This is a genomic window from Streptomyces sp. NBC_01232 (assembly GCF_035989885.1).
In the GTDB taxonomy this organism is placed as follows: domain Bacteria; phylum Actinomycetota; class Actinomycetes; order Streptomycetales; family Streptomycetaceae; genus Streptomyces.
This window is the reverse complement of sequence record NZ_CP108518.1, coordinates 1090223-1107445: the sequence shown is the minus strand read 5'-3', so window position 1 is coordinate 1107445 and position 17223 is coordinate 1090223. Positions and strand designations below refer to the sequence as shown.

At 69.1% G+C, this 17223-nt stretch carries 19 protein-coding genes; 14 read left to right on the top strand and 5 right to left on the bottom strand.

The window, feature by feature from the left end:
• Nucleotides 1-2: 2 nt before the first annotated feature.
• Nucleotides 3-1130, bottom strand: coding sequence for a histone protein (locus OG444_RS05385; RefSeq protein WP_327261023.1), 1128 nt, complete (start codon nucleotides 1128-1130; stop codon nucleotides 3-5).
• A gap of 200 nt (nucleotides 1131-1330) precedes the next feature.
• Here OG444_RS05385 and OG444_RS05380 point away from each other — a divergent pair, with 200 nt between their 5' ends.
• The 8 genes from OG444_RS05380 (at nucleotide 1331) to OG444_RS05345 (ending at nucleotide 5090) form a co-directional block, all read left to right on the top strand.
• Nucleotides 1331-1705, top strand: a complete 375-nt coding sequence (locus OG444_RS05380; RefSeq protein ID WP_327261022.1) for a gas vesicle protein GvpO — start codon at nucleotides 1331-1333, stop codon at nucleotides 1703-1705.
• A 29-nt stretch (nucleotides 1706-1734) separates the two neighbouring features.
• On the top strand, nucleotides 1735-2199 hold the full coding sequence (locus OG444_RS05375; RefSeq protein ID WP_327261021.1) for a gas vesicle structural protein GvpA: 465 nt from the start codon (nucleotides 1735-1737) through the stop codon (nucleotides 2197-2199).
• Nucleotides 2200-2202: 3 nt separating this feature from the next.
• A complete protein-coding gene (locus tag OG444_RS05370) occupies nucleotides 2203-2922 on the top strand; it encodes a GvpL/GvpF family gas vesicle protein (protein ID WP_327261020.1) in 720 nt (239 codons plus the stop codon).
• Between the two features lie 27 nt (nucleotides 2923-2949).
• Nucleotides 2950-3198 carry a gas vesicle protein GvpG gene (locus tag OG444_RS05365; protein WP_327261019.1) on the top strand — a complete coding sequence of 83 codons (249 nt, stop codon included), beginning with the start codon at nucleotides 2950-2952 and terminating at the stop codon, nucleotides 3196-3198.
• Nucleotides 3199-3270: 72 nt separating this feature from the next.
• Nucleotides 3271-3639 (top strand): gas vesicle protein, encoded by a 369-nt coding sequence (gene gvpJ / locus OG444_RS05360; RefSeq protein WP_266486068.1) that lies wholly within the window; start codon nucleotides 3271-3273, stop codon nucleotides 3637-3639.
• A complete protein-coding gene (locus OG444_RS05355) occupies nucleotides 3636-4478 on the top strand; it encodes a GvpL/GvpF family gas vesicle protein (RefSeq protein WP_327261018.1) in 843 nt (280 codons plus the stop codon). The genes gvpJ and OG444_RS05355 overlap by 4 nt, the downstream gene beginning before the upstream one ends.
• Nucleotides 4475-4696: a gas vesicle protein gene (locus OG444_RS05350; RefSeq protein WP_327261017.1), complete on the top strand. Its 222-nt coding sequence runs from the start codon at nucleotides 4475-4477 to the stop codon at nucleotides 4694-4696. The genes OG444_RS05355 and OG444_RS05350 overlap by 4 nt, the downstream gene beginning before the upstream one ends.
• Nucleotides 4686-5090 carry a gas vesicle protein K gene (locus OG444_RS05345; protein ID WP_327261016.1) on the top strand — a complete coding sequence of 135 codons (405 nt, stop codon included), beginning with the start codon at nucleotides 4686-4688 and terminating at the stop codon, nucleotides 5088-5090. Before OG444_RS05350 ends, OG444_RS05345 begins: the two co-directional genes overlap by 11 nt.
• A 94-nt stretch (nucleotides 5091-5184) precedes the next feature.
• Here the strand turns inward: OG444_RS05345 and OG444_RS05340 are convergent, their stop codons facing one another.
• Entirely contained in the window at nucleotides 5185-5835 is a 651-nt protein-coding gene (locus OG444_RS05340; protein ID WP_327261015.1) for a TetR/AcrR family transcriptional regulator, read from the bottom strand.
• 418 nt (nucleotides 5836-6253) lie between these two features.
• Here OG444_RS05340 and OG444_RS05335 point away from each other — a divergent pair, with 418 nt between their 5' ends.
• Entirely contained in the window at nucleotides 6254-6694 is a 441-nt protein-coding gene (locus tag OG444_RS05335) for a hypothetical protein (protein ID WP_327261014.1), read from the top strand.
• Nucleotides 6695-6888: 194 nt separating this feature from the next.
• Here OG444_RS05335 and OG444_RS05330 read toward each other — a convergent pair whose 3' ends face one another.
• Nucleotides 6889-7203, bottom strand: coding sequence for an Hsp20/alpha crystallin family protein (locus OG444_RS05330; protein ID WP_327261013.1), 315 nt, complete (start codon nucleotides 7201-7203; stop codon nucleotides 6889-6891).
• 1177 nt (nucleotides 7204-8380) lie between these two features.
• On the opposite strand from OG444_RS05330, the gene OG444_RS05325 reads away from it, so the two are divergent.
• The gene (locus OG444_RS05325) at nucleotides 8381-8743 is read left to right on the top strand and encodes a transglycosylase family protein (RefSeq protein WP_327261012.1); all 363 of its coding nucleotides are present in this window, start codon (nucleotides 8381-8383) and stop codon (nucleotides 8741-8743) included.
• 1234 nt (nucleotides 8744-9977) lie between these two features.
• Here the strand turns inward: OG444_RS05325 and OG444_RS05320 are convergent.
• The gene (locus OG444_RS05320) at nucleotides 9978-10436 is read right to left on the bottom strand and encodes a hypothetical protein (protein WP_327261011.1); all 459 of its coding nucleotides are present in this window, start codon (nucleotides 10434-10436) and stop codon (nucleotides 9978-9980) included.
• A gap of 1061 nt (nucleotides 10437-11497) precedes the next feature.
• Nucleotides 11498-13189, bottom strand: coding sequence for an alkaline phosphatase D family protein (locus OG444_RS05315; protein WP_327261010.1), 1692 nt, complete (start codon nucleotides 13187-13189; stop codon nucleotides 11498-11500).
• Nucleotides 13190-14406: 1217 nt separating this feature from the next.
• Between OG444_RS05315 and OG444_RS05310 the strand changes: the two genes are divergently transcribed.
• The 4 genes from OG444_RS05310 to OG444_RS05295 all read left to right on the top strand — a co-directional run bounded on the left by OG444_RS05310 (nucleotide 14407) and on the right by OG444_RS05295 (nucleotide 17187).
• Nucleotides 14407-15210 (top strand): alpha/beta fold hydrolase, encoded by an 804-nt coding sequence (locus tag OG444_RS05310; protein ID WP_327261009.1) that lies wholly within the window; start codon nucleotides 14407-14409, stop codon nucleotides 15208-15210.
• Entirely contained in the window at nucleotides 15210-16487 is a 1278-nt protein-coding gene (locus tag OG444_RS05305) for a PP2C family protein-serine/threonine phosphatase (protein WP_327261008.1), read from the top strand. Before OG444_RS05310 ends, OG444_RS05305 begins: the two co-directional genes overlap by 1 nt.
• Nucleotides 16484-16822: an STAS domain-containing protein gene (locus OG444_RS05300; RefSeq protein ID WP_327261007.1), complete on the top strand. Its 339-nt coding sequence runs from the start codon at nucleotides 16484-16486 to the stop codon at nucleotides 16820-16822. Before OG444_RS05305 ends, OG444_RS05300 begins: the two co-directional genes overlap by 4 nt.
• 134 nt (nucleotides 16823-16956) lie before the next feature.
• Complete coding sequence (locus tag OG444_RS05295) at nucleotides 16957-17187, top strand: DUF5133 domain-containing protein (RefSeq protein WP_327261006.1); 231 nt, start codon at nucleotides 16957-16959, stop codon at nucleotides 17185-17187.
• Nucleotides 17188-17223: the final 36 nt, after the last annotated feature.

The following is a 17223-nucleotide window of genomic DNA, read 5'->3' as shown; positions in this document are numbered from 1 at the left end:
GCCTACCTCCGCGTGGACGGCTTGCGCGCCGCCGTCTTCTTGGCGGCCGTCTTGCGTGCCGGGCTGCGGCCTGTGGTCTTCTTGGCGGTGGCCTTGGTGGCAGCGCTCTTGCGTGCCGGGCTCTGGGCTGTGCTCCGCTTGCGCGGCGGGGCGCTGGTCTTCTTCGCAGCCGCCCTGCGCGGGGCGCTCTTCTTGGCGGGCGCCGCCTTCTTTGCCGGCCGGGCGCCAGTGGTCTTCTTCGCTGGCGTCTTCTTGGCGGGGGAGGACTTCTTCGCCGCGGCCTTCTTCGCGGGTGCGGCCTCCCTGGAGGGCGCTGCCTTCTTCGCGGGCGTCCTCTTTGCGGGTGCGGCCTTCTTCTCGGGTGCCGCCTTCTTCGCGGGTGCGGCCTTCTTCGCGGGTGCTGACTTCTTCGCCGGGGTGGGGCGTCGCGCGGTCCTTCGGGCGGGTGCCGCGGTCTTGCCACTGCGTGCGCGAGTCGAGGTGCGAGTCCGGCGCGGTCGCGGGGGAGGCTCCTCCTCTTCTGCTTCCTCCTCCGGCTCTTCCTCCTCCGGCTCTTCCTCCTCGGGTTCCTCCTCCTCGGGTTCCTCCTCCGGTTCTTCCTCCTCGGGTTCCTCCTCTTCCTCGGGTTCCTCCTCCTCTTCGGCCTCCGCCTCCGGTCCCTGCTCGCCCTCTTCCTCGTCTTCCTCCTCTTCGTCTTCTTCGACCTCGTCCTCGGGCTCGGCGTAGGCCTCCTCGTCCTCTCCCGCGTAGTCCTCGGCCTCCTCGTCCTCGTAGGGTTCCTCGCCCTCCTCCTCTTCCTCCTCCTCGTCACGACCGCTGCGGGTGAGCTCGAGGGTGCGATCGTGCAGTACGCCGGCGAGGTCGGCGAGCTTTCGGTTGGCCGCGACAGCCAGCGCTTGCTTGCCGGCGTCGAGGGCTTCTCCGCGCAGCTGCTCGGCAAGTTCTTCGAACTGTGGCATCTCCTTGAGCCGGGAGGCGCCTTCCTTGAGCAGCTGTCCGGGTTCGAGCCCGAAGCGACGACCGGCGAGATAGGTCGCCACGGTGAAGGCCAGGCGGCCCTTCTTCGTGCGGCCGAGTATGTATCCGCCAGCCACAGCGGCTGCGAGCGCGATCTTGGTGGTGTCCTCCATGATCATCCCCTGCCAGGGCGCTTTCGGTCTTGTTGGTGTCGCCCGGGGGCAGTGGATCGCAACGTACGCGCTGCCCGGCGACGAGAAGGTGGTATGGCCTGAGGCCGTCCCCGAAAAGGCTTCTGCCCCGATGTGAGGCTTATACCTGGATTTGGTGACATTCTAGTTTCTGTGAGGCCGTCTCCCCAAGGGAGGGCCATATGGCCGCAGCGGAACCTGCACGCCCCCGGCGGGCCTCTTCGCACGCCGCCGGCGACGGCGAAGGGCAGGACAGGGAAAGGCCCAGGCGCACAGCGCCCCGGCGCCGTTCCGGAAAGACGGGCGCAGCGGCGGCTATGCGTGCCGCAGCGCAGCAGCTCGCTGAACTGCTGGGCCGGCATCCGGATTCCGTCTCCTCGCTCAAGCCGACCGAGGACGGCTGGGAGGCGCAGGTGGAAGTGGTGGAGCTGGAACGCATCCCGGACACCACCAGCGTGATGGCCAGCTATCGGGTTGCGCTGGACGAGGACGGTGAGTTGATCTCGTACGCACGCACCCGCCGCTACACCCGCGGCATGATCGACCGGCCGACCTGAGCGCAGGCCGACCGGCGGAAGGAGGCGCCATGACCATGGTGCCGCAGGGCGGTGGCCCCGTCGCCCGAGGGCAAGGAGGCGGCACGAGCAGCCTCTACGACGTCCTGGAACTCATCCTCGACCGCGGGCTCGTCATCGACGTCTTTGTCCGCGTCTCCCTGGTGGGCATCGAACTCATCAAGATTGACGCGCGGATCGTCGTGGCCAGCGTCGACACCTACCTCCGCTTTGCCGAGGCCTGCAACCGCCTCGACCTCGAAGCAGGCCGCAAGGCCCCCGCCCAGCTTCCCGAGGTCATGGGGAACATGATGGAAGGAGGGGCCCGCGGGAAGACCAAGGGAGCCATCGGCGGAGCCGTCGATGCCGTCACCGATTCCCTGACCGGTAAGTCCTCCAAGTCCAGGGAGCCGGAAGAAGAGGAAGAGGCGGAGGAAGAGGTACCCAAGAGACGCCGCCCTGCCGCCCGGCGCCCCGTACGGCGGGAGAAGGAGTAACCGATGCCGCTCTACGTGTACTCGATCGCCGCGAAGGACCACCCCCACCGCCTGGACGGCGTCAGCGGCGTCGGCTCCGATCCCTCCCCGCTGCGCACGGTCACGGCCGGCCCCCTGTGCGCGGTGGTCAGCGACATCGCCGAGGAGATCCGGCCCAAACGCCGCGACCTGAACGCCCACCAACAGGTGCAGGAGCTGCTGATGGCCGACGGGGTGATCCTGCCGCTGCAGTTCGGCTACATCGCCACCGACGACGATGCGGTCCGCCAGGCCCTCGAGTCCAACGCGGAGAACTACCTCGGTGCGCTGGGGCGCCTGGAGGGGTGCGCCGAATACCACGTCAGGGCCTCACAGGCCGATGAGGCACCACTGCTGCAGCAGATCCTCCAGGATGTGCCCGAGGCGAGCGACCTCAACGACCGGATCCGCGGCGGAGACCGGGACCCGAGCTTGCCGCTCGCCCTGGGCGAAACAGTCGCCCGCGAGGTACAGGTACGGCAGGAGGCCCTGGCGGCCGGCCTGACCGAGGCGCTCGTCCCCTTCTCCCGCGAATACCTGGCCCACCCGCCCTCGGGGAGCGACTTCCTCAACCTCTCCCTCCTCGTGCACGACGAGCACAAGGAGGCTCTGCGTACCGCGGAAGCAAACCTGGCACGGGAGATCGGCAGCGACATCGACCTGCGGTTTTCCGGACCGCTTCCCCCGTACAGCTTCGTCCAGTGACCACCACACCCACGGAAGGGGAACGCTATGGGACTCCTCACCTACCTGCTGACGCTCCCCGTCGCACCGGTACGCGCTGTCACCTGGGTCGCCCAGCGCGTGGTCGACCAAGCGGAAGAGGAGTACTACGACCCCGCTCCGATCTGGCGCGGGCTGGCGGAGCTGGAGCAGCAGCTGCTGCGAGGAGAGATCGATCAGGAGACCTTCGACCGCCAGGAGGACGAGCTGATCGACCGGCTGGAAGAGATCGAAGCGTTCCGGCAGCAGCTTCCCTGAGTCGAAGAATGAGGGGCCACCGTGACCGAACCCCTGCCCGGCCGACCCGGAAGCTTCGCCTCCCGCGCGCCGATGCCATACGGGCAGTCCTCCACCTCCAGCCTCGCCGACATCCTCGAGCGGGTCCTGGACAAGGGGATCGTCATCGCCGGCGACATCCGCATCAACCTCCTCGACATCGAGCTGCTGACCATCAAACTCCGCATCCTGATCGCTTCCGTGGACAAGGCCAAGGAGATGGGGATCGACTGGTGGGAGCACGACCCCTCCTTGTCGTCCCGGCACACGGGTAGCCCGCTGGAACAGGAGAACCGCCGCCTGCGCGCCGAACTCGACGCCCTCCGTGGCCGACTCGAACCCGGCGCGTACGACGAAGAAGAGGTCCCGGGCGAGGAACCGGGTGGCCGACCGGCCGGGCGACGACGGAAGAGTCCTCCGTGAACACCCCCGGCAGCCTCACGTACGTCTACGCAGTCACCCACCGGACGGGCCCGCTGGGCGACGCCCTCGCCGGCCTGCACGGCATCGGCCAGGCGCCGCTCAGGCTTCTTCCGCTCACCGCCGACACCACCGATCCCGCTCCCAGTACCTCGCTCGCGTCGCTCGCCTTCGTGGCCAGCGACGTACCCGAACAGGACTTCGACGAGACCGCCCTCAAGAACCACTTCGAGGACCTGGACTGGCTCGAGTACGTCGCGCGCACCCATCACGATGTCGTCCAGGCCGTCGCCGCCAGGGCCCCCGTCCTCCCCCTGCGCATGGCCACCGTCTACCAGGACGACCACCGGGCCCGGCAAGCGTTGTCCGCCCAACAGGACGTCTTCAGCCGGCGTCTCGACCAGCTGCGCGCCCACACCGAGTACGGGGTGAAGATCTACCTCACGCCGGAGGCCACACAGCCCCCTCCTGAAGCCCCCGCACCGGCCGCCGGCCCGGGCAAGGCCTATCTGCAAGCCCGCAGGGCCCAGCGTCACTCCCGGGACGCCGTCTATCAGCAGGCAGAGCAGGCTGCCGAGACCATCGAGGCCATCGCATCCCGCCATGCCACCCAGCGTGTACGGCATGCACCCCAGCGCGGCGAACTCACCGGTCCTCAGGAGAACGTGTTCAACGACGCCTATCTCATCCCCGACGACCAGGCAGGGCAGTTCCAGGCTGCCATCGCCGACGCCGCCCAGCGCTTTCCCGATCTGCGCATCGAGGTCACCGGCCCCTGGGCTCCCTACTCCTTCGCCATGACAGCCCCCGGCCCGACCGACGCCCCCGAGCCGTCACCATGACCGTCAGCGGACACGGCGAGCCCCTGCCCGGCCGCCAGGTCGCCCTCGTCGACCTCCTCGACCGGCTCCTGAGCGGCGGAGTCGTCCTCACCGGCGACATCGTCCTGTCCATCGCCGACATCGACCTCGTCCGTATCTCCCTGCGCGCCCTTATTGTCTCCGTCAGCTCCGAGATCGCCCCCGCCGGGGCAGAGGAGGGCGGACGCAATGAGCGGTGAACACCCCCCGTCCCCACACCCCCGGCCCGGACGAGTCCAAGACCTCGGCGACAGCCTGTCCCAGGCCTTCCGGCTCATCCAGGCGCCCCCCGCCCCCCACGACAAACCCGCCCACCCCGCCCACCGCCTGACAACCGACCCGGACGCCGTCGGGGAAGACCTCCTGAAGCTCGTCCTCACCATCATCGAGCTGCTGCGCCAGCTCATCGAACGCCAAGCGCTGCGCCGCGTCGATGCCGGCGATCTCACCGACGAGCAGGAAGAAGAACTCGGCGCCACCCTCCTCGCCCTCCATGACAGCCTCGCCGACCTTTGCGAAGAACATGGCTACGCCCTGGAGGACCTGAACATCGACCTGGGCCCCCTGGGGCCCCTCCTACCGCCCCGCGGCTGATGCCCTGATGCCCCCAACCACCTGCACGCGCGGCGGCCCCAGGAGTATTCCTCGGCACCCGAGCTGAACGGGCGGGCTTCGGGCGGCCTCGTGCTCAATGGGACACGAGCAGGTCCAGCTCGGCCTGGTACAGCAGGGCGGGGTCGCATTCCATTCCGGCGAAGTGACCGCCGAGTTCCAGGGAGAGCACCCCGTGCAGCCGGGTCCGGAAGGAGATTGCCAGGCGCTGAGCCGACGCCGTCTCGGCCCGCCCTACCGACTGCGCAGGGCCATCCGCCAGTGGGCTCTCGGGCGTACTCGCGGGCGCGTCGGGTTCAGCGGCACAGGCATCGGTGAGTATGTCCATGATCTCCGCCGTCAATGCGGCGACGTCAGCGGGGGCGCGGTAGCCCGGTACCGGAGGTCCGTAGACGAGGAAATACCGCTGTGGGTCATCGAGCGCCCATATACGCAGGGCCTGTCCCAGGCCGGCAAGATTCCCTTTTCCCTGGGCAGCCGCAGTCCTGAGTGTCCCCACCAGGCTCTGGTAGGCGTCATGAACCAATTCTGTGAGCAATTCGTCGCGGCTCGTGAAATATCGGTAGAGTCCTGTGCCGCTCAGGCCCATAAGTCTGGCGATCCCGTTGAGGGAGAGCGCGGACGTTCCGGCGGCAGTGATCTGCTCCCAGGCCCGTTCTTTGATCTCTGAACGAACCTGCTGCCGGTACCGCTCACGGGGGGTGGTCGTTGAAGCTGCTTCACCCATGACAGCCTCCTCCTCGCGAGTTACACCCTATCGCTCGCGAGGGATCGCTGTGTTTTCCGGCCACGATGCATCCGGCAAGGGAACAGCCCCGCTCCTGGGGGACTCGTCCCGTCGGACACCAACGGCCCGAGCGGGCGCGCACGAGCCGGACGGGCGGGCTTGCCCCGCACGGGATTCAGCGCTTGAGCCTGTCCTTCACCTTTTCCTTGAGATTCCGGATACGGGAGCCGACGGTCGACGGATCACGGCAGTGCGCCCAGAACGTGGGAAGCTGGTTTGGCCACCCCCCCCATGCACGCCGACGGGGCGGAGCGGCCACCCTGAATGCGGCCGACCTCGGCATTTCGGCGATTCAGCCCCCAGGGATCGGCGACGGCAGAGACACGGGACCGCAAGCCCGGAGGCGCGGGAGTACGACATGCCGAACAACCCCGGCCTGAAGATCGGAGCGAGGCTGTACGACGCGACCTACTACCAGGGGAACGCCATCACGGTGCGCCCGGATGGATGGGACAGGGGTGAGGGTGTCGTCGTGTACTCCCTCGCTTCCCTCGGGTTGCGGCGCCTCGGCTCCCTGCAAGCCCCCCTCGAGGCCGCTGCCTCCGACCATCCGTTCCGCCAGGCCATCGGCTGCGTCACCCACGTCACCGTGTGGGCGTACAGGCCCGACACCTGGCCGGATCACTTGGACGAGCACGGAACGACCTGGCAGCAGTACAGCGCTGACACCGCCGATCTCGGCACTTGGGCGGCGAGAACCAAGTACGTACGGGTCTGGCAGCAGGCCAATGACGGAGTATTCGACTTGGACCTGCTTACCGAGGACAGCTTCAGGGCTCCGATCACCATCATGGAGTGACAAGGAGCCTGTCCATTCGAGACCGGCCGTCGGGTGGCCTTTCGGTAGGTGACCAGGACGAAGGCCGTCCGGGCGGCGCTCTCGGCCGAGCACAGTGCCGCAGGACTTCTCCGCCCGCGCGCAGGCGGCGCGCCTTCAGACAGGACGTCGGCCGTCGCCTGACCCCTGTCGGTCTTCTTTCCGGTGTGCTGGTTTCAGACGCGCCGGTCATCACCGCCTGTAATGGGGATCTGGCGCGGCTTGGATTCACCCGATTTGGAGATGCGGACCGTCAGGACGCCCCTGTCGAGAGTGGCCTCGGTCTTGTCGCTGTCGATGCCCCCGGACAGGCTGGCGCGGTAACAGAACCTGCCTTTGCGCTGGGTGAGCACCTTGTCGGACCTCTTGTCGAGCTCGCCCGTGATGCACAGATCGTTGCCGTTCATCTCCACGGTGATGTTCTCGCGGGGAATGCCGGGCATCTCGGCCTTGATCACGTACGCGTCCTCGGTCTCCTCCTCTTCGGTCAAGGGCGTCCACCCCTGACCGGCCTGGGCGAGGTTTCCCTGCTCCAGAAAGTGGCCCATGTGGTGCCGCATGGACCCGAAAGGATGCCGGGGATCCAACCAGCCCGCGCTGGGGCGGCGCCACATGGTGTCGCCGGAACTCCGTCGAACCGAAAAGTTCATGACAGTATCCCCGCTCCCTCGTCACATGTAGTGCATATATACCAAGTGGGTGGGTAGTGGCTCTTTCTTGCACAATACGTCTTCCCCGATCCCCCGGCCGCCATGCGTAGCGGAGCGGGCCAGGCCGATCGGTGAGGCGACCGCGAAACGCCGCAGCAGGGGCGGTGTCCGTGGTCAGCGGGGATCGGGGACTGCCTCAGGCATCGGCGGAATCGAGACGGGATCGTGGCGTTTCCTGGGTACGTGCCCTCCGCAGCCAAAGTGCAGTCGCCGACCGATGGTTGCCGGACTTCAGCTGGCGGCCTTGGTCGAGGAGATGTCTGCCAGAGCGGACTGACCGTCACGATCCTCGGTGAGGCCGGGCGCGTTTGACGCCGAGGGCGTGGCTCTCGGACTCGACCGAGTCGGCGTGCCACGTGTTGGCGCGTGACGCTCGCACGGTGCGTGTGCTGGCCGGCAGGTCGGAGTACACCATGCGCATGACGGTACCCAGGTGGTACGAGGAGCCGGGAGGCCAGCTGGACGGTATCGGGTAGTCGTGGGTGCGCAGGCCGTCGGCCTGAGTTGGGCAGCGGACGCGGCCAACGGCCCCCTGCCCTGTGGTAGCCGGACAATGTCGCGCTGGTGCGGGACCAGGTGCGGCAACTCGGTTTGACCGAAGGATAGTTCGGCGAGCGGCGGCGGGGTGAGACCGCGGAGGGCGGGTGCGCAGCAAGGTGGTCTTGCGGGCGTTGTGCTCGCCGATGACGGCGATGGTAGCGCCGGGGTCGGCGTGGAGGGCGCGCTGGTTGGAGCCGTCACCTCGGCGTGTCACGTTTCCGGGCGGGTTCCTTCTGCACAGGGGAGACCTCCCGAGGGCCGTAGAGCGTCCGTTCGGGTGGCGTCACTCCTTCGCCGACGGTAAGTGCCGCTGAAGGTGCGTCGGTCCGTGCTGTGCTGTGGCAACGGCCCGAAGGGGGTCGTTCGCGGGCCCGCCCGCTGTTCGTGGCAGGCCCGCCCCAACAGCGAAGGAGGACTGATGTCGCGTCAACGCAAGGACCGGCAAAGCCGGAGCGTGATCAACCAACTACTGGTCCCTGTAGTCCTGTTGACTGTGGCTTTGCTGAACGCCTCCGGGGCTGATGCCGCTGCGGTGCACTCCAAACCGAACCGTGACTGGGACGCCATCGCACGGTGTGAATCCGGCGGGAACTGGCGGGCGAACACCGGCAACGGCCACTACGGCGGGTTGCAGTTCACCCAGTCGAGCTGGAACGCGGCAGGGGGTCGCAAGTACGCACCACGCGCGGACCTCGCCACCAAGGCGGAGCAGATCGCGACGGCGAGGAGACTCGCCAAGATCCAGGGCATGGGGGCTTGGACCTGCGCACGCCGCCGCTGAAAGGCACCCTCCGACAGGAGGGTGGGCCGCCCTGCGGGGGAGCTCCGGACTGGACGCACCGACGGTCAGCGCTTGTTGCCGATCGCGCCCATCTTCGCGCCGAACCCTTTCCGGTGGTTGGGGCAGAGCCACCGGCGTTCGTCAGCTGTGACGACCGAGACCTCGGTGGCCTGCGTGGCTGCCGGGTCTCTTCTCTGTGAGTGGCCGCCCGGACGCGCGCCAGGAGCTCGTCCATGCTGAACGGTTACGTCACGGTCGGCAGCGCCGGCGTCCAAGGCCCGGATCTTGGCCGTGGCGTGGGGGTCCTCTGGGCCGTCCGTACCGGCTCTCAGTGCCCGCTGCGCCGCCCTGCGGCCCTCGGCGGCCTGCTACGGCGTGGCGCACGCAGCCTGCTCCGTACCCATGCGGCGAGGCAACGGCACGGAGATCCGGGTCCGCGGATGCCCTCGGCTGCAAGGGCCGGGAGAAGTTCGTCCTCGGCAAGAACAAGCAGAACGCCATCAAGGCCATGGTCCTCACTCACGCCGGCGTCGGGCTCCCGTTCTGCAGTCCGGCCCAGCCGGCGAGCTGCGCCGGCATTACCCACGCCCGGCAGTCAGGCCTGGTCAACACCTGACTGGCGGCCCGGCCGTGGAGGTCCTTGCCGACGCCGCCCATCAGGGCCTGGGCGCCCTGACCGGCGGCGGCGTGGTGACACCACCGCACCGCAAGGTCAAGAAGAACCCATCGGAGTGGTACGAGGGGATCTACGAACGCCGGCGCAAGCACACTCGTCACGCCGCATCCACTTCGAGCACGGAATCGCGCATCTCAAGAACTGGCGGGCCCCGCTCGCCACCACGGCCGACGCGAGCACCTGACGTGACACGATCCAAGCCATCGCCGGGACTGCTTTCACACCAGCAGACAGCCGCCCGCGGGCCCGTTCAGGCACAGTGACCACCGGACCGACCTGCACCGTTCGACGCGTCGCCGCCGATCCATGCGCGAGCTCGGCAGGAGGAGGAACCCCGCTCCAGGCCCGGCCGAGAGAACGGCGGTTGTGGCGGCTTGGGAAACCGGAATGGACGGGCAGCGATCTCCTTCCACGCTTGCCACCTGCAGCACGGTCGTCCAGGCGGCCTGCATCGCATGTCAGTGGGTCGGGCCAGCTCATCAGCAGAGTCCCGTCGGTCGCGTCGTTCGGGCAAATCGGGTGCTGGCAGTGGCAGACCTTCACAGTCCTCTCGATGATTCAGCGGTTCCGCCGCCTGCGGCGCAGGAGGAGAAAGACGAGGAGGGCGATCCCCGCTGAAAGCAGTGGGGTCCACTTGGATCCTGCTCCGTGCGCCGCGCGAACAGCCTTTTCACGGACTGCATCGGGGGTTTTGTCGGCTGCGAGGTGTCCGGCCCGCGATGCGGCGTCACGGACGTGCTCTGCGGTTTGAGCGGCTGTGTGCAGGAGCGGCTCGGGTGTCTTGCTCTTCGCCAGCTCAGCCGTATGGCCAGCCTTCTCACGGACCTGGGCCGTGGCCTGTTTGGCTTTGGCGATGGTGTGTTCCTTGACCGCGGCAGCCTTCTCTTTGGCCTTGGTCTTGCCGTCGGCTCCGGCCGATGGCTCGTCAGCCTGGTCGGCTTCGCTCAGTGTGCCCTCGGCCTCTGTCGGCTCTCCCAAAGGGGAAGAGGGCTCGTTCCCGTCTTGCTGGCTGGTCATCCGTGTGCTCTCCATCCCGGCGTCACGGCCGTGGCTTCGTTGCTGGTGCGCTCAGGTACGTCGGCGAGCTGGCCCCGCTCCTCGGAGTGAGTCAGTGGTCGAACGGCCCCTGCTGTGATGATTGCGCGTCGAACGGCTGGATTCCCGGCACCGAGCTGGTGCTCTACCCCACTCGGGCGCAGCAAAGACACGGTGAGCCTTACAGCCACGCCTGAGGCTGCGGGACGGGTGGCGTTGCCTTGCACACCCATCGGGAAAGGGCCGGGGCAGAAGGGGTGCTGTGCTGCCTGCGTGGCCCGAGGGCTGTAGGCGGGACCGGCCGGACCCGTGGGGCTGGTCCGCCGGACAGTGAGGGAGGACTGACGTCTCGTTTCCAAGACAGCCGGCGAACCGGAAGCACCATCCCGGCCCGGCCCCGCGCAATGCTCCTGTGTCAGGCAGTACCACTGATTCCCAATGGGGTTGTCAAGCCGGGTTGGTGACTCGCTGTGAGCGTGTTAGCTCAGTGGTATGGGGCTTGGTGGTGCGGTGATTTCGAAGGTTCGGCCGTCGCGTATGAGGGCCCACAGGACGTTCAGGCGGCGGTGCGAGGCGCGCTGACGCCTCGCTCCCGACAGCGAGGGAAGAGCCGCTCTCCGCCATGGCGGCGGCCGCGGCTTCCAGGACAGCGCGCTGCACGGCCATCGCGCGATCCTCTTCACCTGCGCAGGCCGCGGCGGCCGACTGCTTCCGCACACCCGGCGCGGATGCCTCGTCCAGGACACGTTCCCGTCCTGGTCGCCGTTGCCGGGCAACTGCCCGAGGACCTGGTCCTCGACGGCGAGTTCGTCGCCTGGGACACCGCTGCCGGCCGGCTGTCCTTCGAAGCCCTCCAACGCCGGGCCACCGCCAGCGGCAGGGGCACCGGTGGAGGCCGGCGGGCGGTGGCCCGGGACCAAGCCGGTCCCGGGCTTGGCCTTCAGCCTTCCGGACGTCTCGCGAAGCTTGGGCTCGCTGGTAGAGGCCGGGTGACCCCATTGCGGGGCCTCCAAGAAGCTACTGGGGGACCGTCCGGCGGGGCGTCAACTTCCGTCCGTCAGACTGCGGTCGAGGACGCCGGTGAGCCGCGCTCCCGCGCGGTCGGTCCCGCGGCGCCCCCGCTTGGCACCATCCGAGGCCCTCTCCAGCCGCAGCCGGGCCGTACGTCCGCGCAGTGTCAGCGTCATCAACTGGTTGCCGAACCAGGGTCCGCCGGTGCGCCCCCACCGGACCGCCGGTCTCGCGATCCGTCCGTGGCGGGCGAGGAGATGTCCGATCCCCTTGGCGAACCGGCTCCAGCCGAAACGGAATCCGACCCGCATGACTGCGGGCACAGAGTTGTGCAGGGGTGAGCAGGTGAACTGGAAGACACGGGAGCGCAGCTGCCCGGTGGTCCAGACGGGCTCCGCCACATACGCATGGTGCACGTCCCCGGAGAGCACGCACACCGTCGCCGGGGCGGCCTCGCCCCTCCCCACCTCGGCGACCGTCTCCGTCAGCTTTTCGAACGACGAGGTGAACGCCGCCCAGTGCTCCAGGTCCGCCCGTCGGCGCAGCCACTCACCGAAGCGCGCCCAGCGCGGCCCGCGTTCGCCCCGGCAGAGCGCCGCGTGCCAGCCCTCCGCGAAGTGGACCATCGGGGGCAGCAGCCACGGGAGCGAGGTCCCGACCAGCAGGTGGTCGACGCCGCCGGGATCATCGAACGCCTGCGTCCGCAGCCAGGCCGCCTCCTCGGCGTCCAGCATCGCCCGGTGCTGCTCCTCCAGCACCCGCGCGGCCCGGGTGTCGACCATCAGCAGCCGGGTGCGGCCGAAGTCCCTGCGGTAGCTCCAGCGCACCGTCGCCGGATCGGCGTCGGCGCGTTCGGCAAACGCGCGCAGCACCTCCGTGCCGTCGTCGGCCGCCAGTACCGCCGCGTACAGCTCGTCCTCGGCGAGCTCGGCGGGGGAGAGGTTCCCGAGGTGCTGATAGACCCAGTACGACATCAGGCCGCTGGTGATCCGCTCGTGCCACCAGGGCGTTGCCCGCATGTCGGCTACCCAGGCGGCGCTGGTGTTCCAGTCGTCGATGACGTCGTGGTCGTCGAAGATCATGCAGCTGGGTACGGTCGAAAGCAGCCAGCGCAGTTCGGGGTCGCCCCAGGACTCGTCGTAGAGGTGGGTGTACTCCTCGTAGTCGGCGACCTGGTCCGGCGGGGCGGCGGAGCCGGTGCCGGCGGCCCGCCGATGCCGGGCGATCCAGGCGCGGGTGTCGGCGGACGTCTCGTCCGCGTACACCTGGTCGCCGAGGAGGAGGAGAACGTCCGGACGCTCGGCCTCCGGGTCGGCGGCGAGCCGGGCGGATAGGGTGTCGAGGACATCGGGGCCCACCGGATCGGGCTCGCCCGCAGCAGGCGCCGCCCACCGGCACGAGCCGAAGGCAACCACCGCGCCCGTCGCCGGGACCGGCGGCGTGTGGATGGTGCTGGGGGGCTGGGGCGAGTCCGCGAGGGGCCACACCCGCTCGCCGTCGAGCAGCACCTCGTACGTTGTGGCGGACCCAGGGGCGAGCCCGGTCACGACCACCAGTGCGTAGTGGTGGCCGACGACGCAGAACGTGGGAGCCGAACCACCGCCGCCGCCCGTGCACCGGACCTCCGCCGTGCACGCCCGGTCGGTCTCGACCCACACCGTCGCGCTCGTGCCCGACTCCCAGTCCACGTGGCGCAGGAGCGGGCCCAGCCTCAGACCGGCCATCGCGAGTCCCCTTCCGGTGCTCCGCACGGTACGGAACGGCCGCTCTGTACAGTACTGAACGGCGGCGGAAACGGCGCCGATGCGCTGCCCGGCCGCCCCGCGTCGGACCTGGCGGACACGGGAGCAGCGGGTCAGCAGCGACGGCCCGCGCCTGGACGCGTACGGCCGCCCGCGCCGCCGACGGCGGGGTCTCGGTGCAGGTGTGGTCGGTGGTGTCCCATACCAACGCACCGAAAAACCCCTCTGCCAATCCCGGTTCACCTGACGGTCGTGACGCCGGTAAGCGAGGGTAAGTGGAAACGCAACGCCAGCCCCCAGCTCTGCGCGGGGCCCCCGGCCGATGCTTTTCGTCGCGTGCGCGTCTCGACAGGTGCTGTGCATGTCACTGATCAGCGGTAACACCGCACCGAGTTGGCGGGGGGTCGGTGGATGGTGGGGGCGCCGCGGCGGCTTCCGCTGTCGTCCATGACATGGTGCGTGGACGGGACAGCACGTGTGAGCATCTCCAGCGATGCCGCGGTCCTGATCAGCGCCTCGGGGGCCGTGACGTTCGACATCACTTAGGGCCAGAAGGGCCCCCAGGCTGAGAACATCAACCCGGCGTAACCCTTCCCACCCCGCCCTGCGACCGTACGGGCGCCCGCAGTCCGGTCGGACAAGAGCGCCTGAGCGTCGGCGGGACTCGCGGCCTGAGACCTGGGCCGCGCAGCATCTGCTGCGCGGACTGACCCAGGCCAAGACTGCCTGCCGCGCCGCTGGGCTTAGTGCGCCGGCTCCGGCCGTAGCAACTGCGGGGCCGACAGGTGGCCGCAAGAGCAAGGCGGTGGCGGCCTGGCTGCGGCCGCCAACCGCGGCGAGCGACGCGAGTACGGACCTCTTGGCCGCGTTCTGCCCGTGGCGCACCTCGCGAGCGCTACCTGGTCTGTCACGCGCCCAAGCTCCACCCAAGCGCCCACATGCAGCGCATCCGCCGCCGGGTACCCCGAGCACCCCGGTGCGGTGCTTACGGCCCTGGCGCCTGCGCTTGTTTGACCGGCGTCTGCGTACCGTCCGCGTGGCCGGCTGGGGGGATCGAGCCCATCCCGGCGGCCGACGGCGCCGGAATCGGTCGGCGTCCGCAAGGCAGCCTCAGGTACGTGTGAAGGCGTGGGGTGGGGTGTGTGGGGTGATCCGGGGGCTTGCAGGAGTGGTGTGGAGGGCCTGAGAGACTGCTCGGTATGGATATCCAGCGCAGGAACAACGTCACCGTCACCGGCAATCCCCATGGCCCGACGGTGGTCCTTGCGCACGGATTCGGCTGTGACCAGAACATGTGGCACCTCACCGTCCCCGCCCTGGCCGAGGACTACCAGGTGGTGCTGTTCGATTACGTGGGTTCGGGCCGCTCGGATCTCTCCGCGTTCTCCGAGACCCGCTATGCATCCCTCGGCGGTTACGCCCAGGACGTGGTGGACGTGTGCGACGCGCTCGACCTGCGAGGCGCGGTGTTCGTGGGGCATTCGGTCTCCGCGATGATCGGTGTGCTGGCCGCCCAGATGGCTCCGGAGCGGATCGGGGCGCTGGTGATGGTGGCGCCCTCTCCCCGGTACATCGACGACGAGGGCTACCGGGGCGGGTTCTCCGCCGAGGACATCGAGGAGCTGCTCGATTCGCTGGAGTCGAACTACCTGGGCTGGTCCGCGGCGATGGCGCCGGTGATCATGGGGAACGCGGACCGGCCCGAACTCGGTGAGGAGCTGACCAACAGCTTCTGCGCAACCGACCCGGCGATGGCGCGCGTCTTCGCCCGCACCACCTTCCTGTCCGACTCGAGGGACGACCTCAACAAGGTGAGCGTGCCGACGCTGGTGCTGGACTGCACCCAGGACGCCATCGCCCCGCGCGAGGTCGGCGCCTTCGTGCACCAGGCGATCCCCGGCTCGACACTGATCACCCTGGATGCGACCGGGCACTGCCCGCACCTGTCCGCACCCGAAGCCACCAACGAAGCGATCGCCGGCTTCCTGGCGGGCCTGCGGTGATGTGCCGCACCGGTCAGCAGGACCCGTACGACGCCGACGACGAGAAGACCTCGGATGCGGTGTTCGCCGCGCTGCTGGAGGACAGCGCGGAGGAGCTGTACGAGTGCGCACCGTGCGGGTACCTGTCCACGCTGATGGACGGCACCATCGCGAAGATCAACACGACGCTGCTGGACTGGCTGGGCCTGAACCGGGAGGCGGTGGCGGGCCGGATGCGGTTCACCGACCTCCTGACCGTGGGCGGAAAGCTCTACCACGAGACCCACTTCGCGCCCCTGCTGCGGATGCAGGGCGAGATCGGCGGCGTCGCCCTGGAGATCAAAAAGGCCGACGGCGTCCGCATGCCGGTGCTGGTTTCCTCCACGGTCAAGCGCGGGGTCACGGGTGAGCCGCTGCTGATCCGCACCACCCTCTTCGACGCCCGCGACCGCCGCGCCTACGAAGAAGAACTCCTGCGGGCCCGCAAAGCCGCCGAGCAAGCACACCGGCAGGCCGAAGCCGACCGGGCCCGCCTCCAGGACGCCCTCGCCGCGCTCCAGTCGTCGCTGCTGCCCGACACCCTGCCGCCCATCCCCGGCATGGAGAGCGCCGCGCACTACCGCACCGCCTCACCCGACAGGCTCGGCGGCGACTTCTACGACGTCTTCCCCCTCGACGCCACACGCTTCGCCTTCTTCCTCGGCGACGTGTGCGGCAAGGGCCCGCAAGCCGCCGCCGTTACCTCGCTGACCCGCTACACCTTGCGCGCCGCAGCCCTCCACGACCCCGACCCCGTCTCAGCCCTCACCACGTTGAACAGAGTCCTTCACGAGCGCTACAGCAGCGGTGACCCCCGCTACTGCACCGCCATCTTCGGCACCCTCGAACCCGACCCGGTGACCGGGCAGGCCACGGTCCACCTGGCCTCGGGCGGCCACCCGCCGGCCCTGATCCTGCGCGCCGACGGCACAGCCGACTCCCTGCCCACCCCCGGCGGCCTCCTCGTCGGCATCCTGCCCACCGCGACCTTCGCCCCCGCCACTGCCACCCTGGGGCCCGGCGACACCATGCTGCTGTACACCGACGGCCTCACCGAAGCCCGCACCGGCGAAAGCCGCACTGACCTGTACGGAGACGAAGCCCTGCGCGCCTTCGCCACCGATCAGGCCAGCCGGTCCCCGCAATCGGTGATGAGGGCACTGACCGGCTTGCTGGACAGCTTTGGTGACGGCCTCGACGACGACACCGCCCTCCTCGCCCTCGGCGTCCCCGCCGCCAGTTCGCGGGAGCCGGCATGAGCCCGCTGACCATCGAGGTCCGGGACACCCAGACCGGCCCGGTGGTAGCGGTCATCGGGGAGCTCGACTACGACACCTCCGCCGAGCTACGCCACCTCCTTGCCGCCCTCCCTCTCAAGCCGAGCCAGCGCCTTGTTCTGGATCTTGCCCGCATGGAGTTCTGCGACTCCAGTGGCATCAGCGCGCTGATCGCCGCCCGCAACCACGCCCAGTCGGCCGGAGCCGACATCGCCCTCGCTGCGGTGCCGGCCAACACGCTGCGCGTCCTGCGTGTCGTCGGACTGGACCAGGTCTTCCCACTCCATCCCGCGGCCGAGTCCGCGACCGAACCCTGACCGCGGCACCGTCTGACCCCGACGGAAGGCCAGTCGCTCGCCGTACGCGGCTGCAGGCCGTGACGGGGTTCAACGGTGATCGGGCGGGTAGGCGACGGCCACCTGTTGAATCCGCCGGTGAAAGGCAACCACCCATGTTGATGGCTCACCCGGCCGTGCTCCCCGGTCTCGTCGACCGGTACTGGGCGCTGTCCGTGCTCGACGCCGCAGAAGGCGGCTCACCCGTGCGCAGGGAGATCGAGGACGTCGAGCGAGCGCTCTGCGTGTCCACCGGTACGACAGATGTGCACGCCGCCCTTATTGCCGCCCGCCATCACCTGCCTGGCACGGGTACCCTCGATGACTCCGTGCTCGTCGCTGGCTGACCGAATCAGCCGTCAGTGGGCACCACCGGCTCTGAC

Bases quoted from the DNA above. Each gene is read 5' to 3' on its own strand.
- OG444_RS05370 (WP_327261020.1), top strand. From the start codon at position 2,203: ATGCCGCTCTACGTGTACTCGATCGCCGCGAAGGACCACCCCCACCGC.
- OG444_RS05340 (WP_327261015.1), bottom strand. From the start codon at position 5,835: ATGGGTGAAGCAGCTTCAACGACCACCCCCCGTGAGCGGTACCGGCAG.
- OG444_RS05310 (WP_327261009.1), top strand. From the start codon at position 14,407: ATGGATATCCAGCGCAGGAACAACGTCACCGTCACCGGCAATCCCCAT.
- OG444_RS05385 (WP_327261023.1), bottom strand. From the start codon at position 1,130: ATGGAGGACACCACCAAGATCGCGCTCGCAGCCGCTGTGGCTGGCGGA.
- OG444_RS05295 (WP_327261006.1), top strand. From the start codon at position 16,957: ATGTTGATGGCTCACCCGGCCGTGCTCCCCGGTCTCGTCGACCGGTAC.
- OG444_RS05380 (WP_327261022.1), top strand. From the start codon at position 1,331: ATGGCCGCAGCGGAACCTGCACGCCCCCGGCGGGCCTCTTCGCACGCC.
- OG444_RS05350 (WP_327261017.1), top strand. From the start codon at position 4,475: ATGACCGTCAGCGGACACGGCGAGCCCCTGCCCGGCCGCCAGGTCGCC.
- gvpJ (WP_266486068.1), top strand. From the start codon at position 3,271: ATGCCATACGGGCAGTCCTCCACCTCCAGCCTCGCCGACATCCTCGAG.
- OG444_RS05325 (WP_327261012.1), top strand. From the start codon at position 8,381: ATGTCGCGTCAACGCAAGGACCGGCAAAGCCGGAGCGTGATCAACCAA.
- OG444_RS05305 (WP_327261008.1), top strand. From the start codon at position 15,210: ATGTGCCGCACCGGTCAGCAGGACCCGTACGACGCCGACGACGAGAAG.
- OG444_RS05300 (WP_327261007.1), top strand. From the start codon at position 16,484: ATGAGCCCGCTGACCATCGAGGTCCGGGACACCCAGACCGGCCCGGTG.
- OG444_RS05315 (WP_327261010.1), bottom strand. From the start codon at position 13,189: ATGGCCGGTCTGAGGCTGGGCCCGCTCCTGCGCCACGTGGACTGGGAG.
- OG444_RS05335 (WP_327261014.1), top strand. From the start codon at position 6,254: ATGCCGAACAACCCCGGCCTGAAGATCGGAGCGAGGCTGTACGACGCG.
- OG444_RS05375 (WP_327261021.1), top strand. From the start codon at position 1,735: ATGACCATGGTGCCGCAGGGCGGTGGCCCCGTCGCCCGAGGGCAAGGA.
- OG444_RS05345 (WP_327261016.1), top strand. From the start codon at position 4,686: ATGAGCGGTGAACACCCCCCGTCCCCACACCCCCGGCCCGGACGAGTC.
- OG444_RS05365 (WP_327261019.1), top strand. From the start codon at position 2,950: ATGGGACTCCTCACCTACCTGCTGACGCTCCCCGTCGCACCGGTACGC.
- OG444_RS05320 (WP_327261011.1), bottom strand. From the start codon at position 10,436: ATGACCAGCCAGCAAGACGGGAACGAGCCCTCTTCCCCTTTGGGAGAG.